The sequence below is a fragment of the Flavobacterium sp. genome, from assembly GCF_036405015.1.
In the GTDB taxonomy this organism is placed as follows: domain Bacteria; phylum Bacteroidota; class Bacteroidia; order Flavobacteriales; family Flavobacteriaceae; genus Flavobacterium.
Genome location: NZ_DASWYK010000262.1, coordinates 1 through 7511, shown reverse-complemented (window position 1 = coordinate 7511; position 7511 = coordinate 1). Strand labels below are relative to the sequence as shown.

The window sequence follows — 7511 nt, the reverse complement described above, 5'->3', positions numbered from 1 at the left end:
TCACCGAAAATTCCAAATTTAGCCTTTCCTGTTAATACTTCTTTTCGACCTAAAAGACTACATTCACGGCTTGTAACAGCAATTCTATAGTCATTCAATACCTCAGTTTTGAAATCTTCAAATGTCAATGTAGTATTGTTTTTTTCTTTTATCATAATCTTGAAGGGTCATGTTTATGTCGCGAAATTACTTAAAAACAATCAATAATCATAATTCTTTAAACTAAATATAATTTAATTATTTGTATTTAAATTCAAAAAACTACGTATTTTTTTTATGATTTTTTTATGTAAATTTTATGATTTATGATAATTTCGCAAGTTTTTGTTTAAAATTTATTTGATTAAAACCATTTTCGAGTAAAAAGAGTAACTAATGTTTTTGGTGAGAAAGTGATTATAAATCGTATTTTTTCATTGTATCTTGGTTGTGAAACTTCCCATCCATTATTAGAATAGACTGGAAAATAAAGTTCAAAATAATCTGGAACCAGATTTAAACGTACTCCTGTATCATAAGCAAAGAACTCACTTTGATGTTTGTTTTTCATAAAACCAATATCTCCATATAATTCTACCCAGTTCCAAACTGCGTAACTTGCGTTTAAAGTCGTCATCCATTGATTGGCGTAAGAAGGTTCTAATTGTGATTTGAAACCACCTTCTGCAATTACATATTGCTGACTGAAAAAACCTGTGCTTTCAGATCTTCCAAATAAATTATAATCAAATAAATAATCGGTTGGTCTGTCTAAACCAAAACTAAAATAATCTGAATTTGTTCTATTGTACAAAAAGGTTCCTGCAAATAATCTCAGGTTGATTTTACGATTGTTTTGAAACAATCTTCGGTATTCAATTTCGCCTGAAGCTTTTCCAAATCCTCCAGAAAATTGCAGATCAGTCATAAAACTAAAATGATCAATTAGCTCTGTTTTGGTATTAGAATATCTCGCATTAAAAATAGAATAATTCGGTTTGGAATTATCAGTGATATAGGCGCTTTCCTCACGATTTACAATAACCTGACGAAATAAAAACAGCTGCTTGCGATTGTCTCTGAAATCTTTTTCACGGATGCGAAAGGCAACCATCGGATTTAACCTTAAATAAGTGGCATCGGGTGCGTAGTGAAAATAATTTTGACTAATAGAATAACGCACATTGTACAAAGTACTATTTCTATAATATTGATTCCATGAAAAAGCAGAAGAGCCTGATAAAGTCCCTGCTTTAATAGAATAAGCTGGATTTATATCAAAATTAAAAGGTTTGTCCAGAATGGTTTTGTTGTGAAAACGTATTCCGGGAGTAAAACCGTCATAATAATTGTAAGTAAGCGTCGGAATATATAAAATCTGATTGTAGTAAGGATCTTCTAAATCTTTCGCAAAATTAAACTTAATCGGACGATTGGTTATAACGAGACTTTTTAGAGATTTCCAGTTGTTTCTTTGGTTGTATTCTGGAACTTCGTTGTCGTAGTTTAAAACGATTTTGTCTGCATTTTTTCTATCAAATTCATATACAGAATCTTTGATTGTAGGTTCTACCCATTCCTTAAAAACGACAGTATTTTTCTTAAGTCCGTAAACTGGAATTGGTGCATAAATTCCGGTTTTGTTTTTAATTGAAAAACGAACACTGTCTGCAGTTCTGGAAACATGCGTAAACTTATAATCAATAATATCTCTTGAATCGATGATCGTATTAAAGAACCAATCCAGATTTTTTGGAGTCTTTTTGATTACTATTTTTTCGAAATCGTAACGATTGGTTTGCTGAATTTTGTTTAGGTTGTAAAACTCTTTTACACTTTCAGGAACAATGTTATGATTCAGATAATCATCTAAATAACTTAAGCTTAAACCCGCACGGTATTTACTGGCAATTTGTTCGTTGAATTTAATTAAAGTATTTTTTGGATCTCCCAATGGCTGATCCAAATTTTTACGGGCCATCAGCATATAATAATAGCTGTATTGCTCGTTAAAAGTCAAATTGGTGATATTATAACTTTTGAAGAGTTTCATGTCAGAAAGACGTCCCAGCATTTTTTTATCCAAATGATTTTCTTCCATGTATTTCATCATGGTGTAAATCTGAATTCCGTCGTAAACCCAATTGTCTTTTCGGGAATCTAAGCGAAGACTGTTCTTTAGATAATTATTTAAAAATGTTTTCAGGAATTGAATTTCAAACATAAAGTCATCAGGAAACGGACTGATAAAGGAAGGCAACTGATTTAATCCATAAAAAGGATTTCGGTCATAATCTGTCTGAGAAACCGTAATTTTTTCATGCGGATATTTACCAATAAAATCTGTAGCAAAAGAAACCACACGATCAATGATGATGGCTTTCTGAATTTCATCAATCTTTTTATTTTTTATATTGGTTTCAACTTCAATTAAACCATTATCGTATGTTCTGAAACTATTTTGCTTTTCGATGTAAAGACTAAAATCGGTTCTGTTTTTTCCTGAAAAAGAGTAAATGCTATAATCGGTGTTAGAAACATCTTTAGCAACCGAATTTAAGTCGGTTGTAATAGCATATTGATTAGGAATTTTAATCTCAATTTCATAATCAGCCGTCGCATTGGCAATATCATCTAAATTGAAATTATTGTATTTTATAAATTCATGATTTTCGAAACGTGCGGGGCTTAAAAACCAGTTTTTTAAAGCCATACCACCATTTTGATCAAATCCAAAATGAGTAAATTTATCATTCGGAATCTTGGCTATATAAGTAAGATGCAGATCGATTTTCTCTCCTGGAAGTAATTTTTGATTTAATCGAACAATAACATAATCAGGATTTTTTTCTGTTCTTTCCCATTCAAGTGCCGTGGTGTTATCTGTCAGACTTAGAATAGTGGTTTTTCCTCTGTCGGCTGCTTTTGCTAAGTGAAAACCTCTGTAAAACTCATCCGAAAAACGTCTTGCCAAAGGCGTGTTTTTATCTACAAAAGAATGATTCCAGTCATTTAAAACAATAGAAGTTAAGGTGTCGTTCGAAATGTTATGGTACGTAATATCTTGTTTTACATTCAGAGTTTTGAGCTCAAGATTTACCGCCACCTCCATCTGAGAAAGATGTTGTGCTGAAAGTTTTATTGAACTGAATAAAACTAAAATCGGGCAAATAATTTTAAAAAACAATTTCAAGAATGGCGCAAAATTTATAGGATATACTTAAGTTACGTACATAAAGTTACTTCGGTTTTTTGTAAAAATAGCATAAAAACAGCTGTTTAAAAAAACAGCTTTCAATTTTTACGATATTTGATGAAATTTAACCCAATAATCGATGTAAGTTTATTTGAATTTAATTCGAAACACCAATCTTAAATTTTCTTATATCTCTTATATGATTATAAAAAATTAGAAATTCGGACTTAAATCGTATTTCTTGTAGAATTTATCTAAAACATCTACCACTTCATCTTCCGTATCAACGATTTTAAATAAATCCAAATCTTCTGGACTTACCGTATGCATTTTTTCTACCAAAACCGTTTTTACCCATTCAATTAAGCCAGACCAGAATTCAACTCCAACCAAAATGATTGGGAATTTTCCAATTTTCTTCGTCTGAATTAAAGTGATGGCTTCAAACATTTCGTCCAAAGTTCCGAAACCACCTGGCATCACCACAAAACCTTGCGAATATTTCACGAACATTACTTTTCTAACAAAGAAATAATCAAAATTCAAGTTTTTATCGTGATCGATATACGGATTAAAATGCTGTTCAAAAGGAAGTTCGATATTTAGACCAACAGAAGTTCCACCGCCTAAATGCGCACCTTTATTCCCAGCTTCCATAATTCCGGGACCACCTCCTGTAATCACACCGTAACCCGCTTTACTAATTTTGTAAGCGATTTTTTCAGCCAATTGATAGTACTTATTATCTGGTTTTGTTCTTGCAGATCCAAAAATCGAAACACACGGACCAATTCGTCCCATTGCCTCATAACCATTTACAAATTCAGACATAATTTTAAAAATTGCCCAGCTGTCATTGGTTCTAATTTCATTCCACGTTTTTTGTTTCAAACGGTCTTGAATCACTTTATCTTCGTCATTATCAAAATCTTCTAATCTCATTTTAGGTATTTTATAATTTATATTTTATTCTCGGGTTGTAATTGTTTTTGAAATAAGGAGCTGTTTCCTGCTGTCCGCTATATCTTTTGTGGCGAACCCCGCCACAAAAGGATGCCGCTCCCATCAGGGCTAGGGCAGTTGGTTTCAAAATAAACATTAGGTTTAATTGAAAGATCTTTCTTTAAAAACTTTGAGTTTTTCAAAAAAAGCGGATACTAAATTAACACTTTTTTCTAGAATTGTTATAGAAAACAGGAATTATAATCTAAAAGTAATCTTATGATAATAATCAATTTGAGGTTTTTGATTCATTATCAAGTTTATAAGTTTGGAATCTTTTCAGATTCAGGAATGCGATCTTTGTCAAAGTTTTAAACTTTGACAAAGATGTTCCTGTTTTATTCCAGTTCTTTCTTTAAAAACTTAGCGGTATAACTTTTTTTATTCTCAGCGACTTGTTCTGGTGTTCCTTTGGCAACCAATTGTCCACCGCCTTTTCCACCTTCTGGACCAATATCAATAATATAATCGGCAAGTTTGATAACGTCCATGTTATGTTCGATTACCAAAATGGTATTTCCTTTATCAACCAATTTATTGATTACTTCCATTAAAACACGAATGTCTTCAAAATGCAATCCTGTAGTGGGTTCATCTAGAATATAAAAAGTATTTCCAGTATCTTTTTTAGATAATTCTCCTGCCAGTTTAATACGTTGCGCTTCACCACCAGAAAGCGTTGTGCTTTGCTGACCAAGCGTAATATAACCTAAACCAACATCCTGAATCGTTTTGATTTTTCTATAGATTTTCGGAATATTTTCAAAGAAAGGAACTGCTTCGTCAACCGTCATATCCAAAACATCCGAAATAGATTTTCCTTTGTATCTAATTTCTAAGGTTTCTCTATTGAAACGTTTTCCCTGGCAAGTTTCACATTCTACATAAACGTCTGGTAAAAAGTTCATTTCGATTGTTCTAACTCCAGAACCTTCACAGGTTTCGCAACGTCCGCCTTTTACGTTAAAGCTGAAACGCCCCGCTTTGTAACCGCGAATCATACTTTCTGAAGTCATTGTAAACAGATTTCTGATTTCGGTGAAAACCTCCGTATAAGTTGCCGGATTCGAACGCGGTGTACGCCCAATCGGACTTTGGTCAATATCGATTACTTTGTCAATATGCTCTAAACCTTCAATTTTTTTGTAAGGTTGCGGTTTTTTTACTCCATTAAAATAATAGGCATTTAAAATAGGGTAAAGCGTTTCATTAATCAAAGTCGATTTTCCACTTCCTGAAACTCCTGTAACACAAGTTAATTGACCTAACGGAATTTCAATAGAAACATTTTTTAAGTTATTTCCTGTTGCTCCAGTTAGTTTTAAGAATTTTCCATTTCCTTTTCGGCGCTTCTTCGGAATCTCTAATTTCATTTTACCATTCAGATATTGAGCAGTAATCGTATTTGATTTTAGAGTTTCTTTCGGTGTTCCAATACTGATGATTTCTCCACCGTATTTACCCGCTTTCGGACCAATATCAATTACGTAATCGGCTGTTTCAATCATGTCTTTGTCGTGTTCAACCACAATAACAGAGTTTCCGATGTCACGTAATTGTTCGAGAGAATGAATCAGTTTTTCGTTGTCTCTTTGGTGTAAACCAATACTTGGTTCATCCAAAATATAAAGAACACCAACCAATTGAGAACCAATTTGTGTCGCTAAACGAATACGTTGTGCTTCACCACCAGAAAGTGATTTTGAACTTCGGCTTAAAGCCAAATAATTCAAACCAACATTCATTAAAAAGTTCAAACGGTCTTTGATTTCTTTTACAACTTCAGAAGCAATTAAAAGTTGTTTGTCAGTCAAATGATTATTTAGATCTAAAAACCACGCTGTCAAATCTGAAATATCCATATCACACAATTCGGTGATATTTTTTTCATTTACTCTAAAAAATAAAGCTTCTTTTTTAAGACGAGAACCCTCGCAAACTGGACAAGCAATTTCGTCCATAAAATCTTTTGCCCAACGTTTTATGCTGGTTGTGGCACTTTCGTCATATTGATTTTTAATGAAATTTGAGATTCCTTCAAAATCAATTTTATATTCTCTTGTAACGCCAAGATCTTTTGAATTGATAGAAAATTTGTCCTTTCCACCATACAAAATCATCGTCATGGCATCTTCAGGAATCTTCTCAATCGGATCCGTTATTTTAAATCCGAATTTTTCGCCAATGGTTTCCAATTGTTTGAAAATCCATGAAGATTTATATTCTCCAAGTGGCGCAAAACCACCTGCTTTTATGGATAATTTTGGATTCGGAATAATCTTTTTTACATTAATCTCGTGTACCGTTCCCAATCCGTTGCAATGCGGACAAGCTCCTTTTGGCGAGTTGAACGAAAATAAATTCGGTTCTGGATTTTGATACGAAATTCCAGTTGAAGGACACATTAAATTTCTACTGAAATAACGTACTTCATTAGAATCCTGATCTAAAATCATCAGGACATTTTCACCATGATGCATTGCAGTATTAATGCTTTCCGATAATCTTTTTTGAGTGTCGGGATTATCTTCAATGACCATTCTGTCCACCACAATTTCGATATCGTGAGTTTTGTATCTGTCTAATTTCATTCCCGAAACCAAGTCCTGAACGTCTCCGTTTACGCGAACTTTCAAAAATCCTTGTTTGGTAATCTGTTGAAATAATTCGGCGTAATGTCCTTTTCTGGCTTTAATTACTGGGGCTAGAATGTTAATTCTTTTTCCGTTATAATCCTGAATAATCAAATCTTTAATTTGCTCATCAGAATACGAAACCATTTTTTCGCCTGTGTTGTAACTATAAGCATCAGCACCACGAGCGTATAAAAGTCGAAGGAAATCGTAAATTTCAGTAATAGTTCCAACCGTAGAACGCGGACTTTTGCTGGTCGTTTTTTGTTCAATAGCAATTACAGGAGAAAGTCCGTCAATTTTATCGACATCAGGACGCTCCAAACCGCCAAGAAATTGTCTGGCATAAGCCGAAAAAGTTTCAACATAACGACGTTGTCCTTCAGCATAAATAGTATCAAATGCCAAAGATGATTTCCCCGAACCCGATAAACCAGTAATAACCACCAGTTTTTCGCGAGGAATAGAAATGTCTATATTTTTAAGATTATGAACTCTTGCACCAAGAACTTCAATAGTATTGTCTTTTTCTAACATAATTTTGAGCAAAACGCAAAGTTACCACTTTGATTTGTTCTTTTAGTGCTCGATAGCAAAAGTTTATGTTACAAATAATAACAAAAAACGCTGGAATATATTTGCCAGCGTTTTGATCCAATCGTTTTGAATTGATAAAATGTTGTATTTTTTGATTTTTAATT

General features: G+C 33.0%; 4 protein-coding genes. All 4 read right to left on the bottom strand.

Annotated elements, in window-relative coordinates:
• Positions 1-343 precede the first annotated feature (343 nt).
• The 4 genes from VGE71_RS22895 to uvrA all read right to left on the bottom strand — a co-directional run bounded on the left by VGE71_RS22895 (position 344) and on the right by uvrA (position 7347).
• Entirely contained in the window at positions 344-3091 is a 2748-nt protein-coding gene (locus VGE71_RS22895; RefSeq protein WP_331140400.1) for an aminopeptidase, read from the bottom strand.
• Between the two features lie 297 nt (positions 3092-3388).
• The gene (locus tag VGE71_RS22890) at positions 3389-4117 is read right to left on the bottom strand and encodes a TIGR00730 family Rossman fold protein (RefSeq protein ID WP_144219156.1); all 729 of its coding nucleotides are present in this window, start codon (positions 4115-4117) and stop codon (positions 3389-3391) included.
• Positions 4118-4127: 10 nt separating this feature from the next.
• Complete coding sequence (locus tag VGE71_RS22885; RefSeq protein ID WP_331140399.1) at positions 4128-4274, bottom strand: hypothetical protein; 147 nt, start codon at positions 4272-4274, stop codon at positions 4128-4130.
• Between the two features lie 241 nt (positions 4275-4515).
• Positions 4516-7347, bottom strand: a complete 2832-nt coding sequence (gene uvrA, locus VGE71_RS22880; RefSeq protein ID WP_331140398.1) for an excinuclease ABC subunit UvrA — start codon at positions 7345-7347, stop codon at positions 4516-4518.
• Positions 7348-7511: the final 164 nt, after the last annotated feature.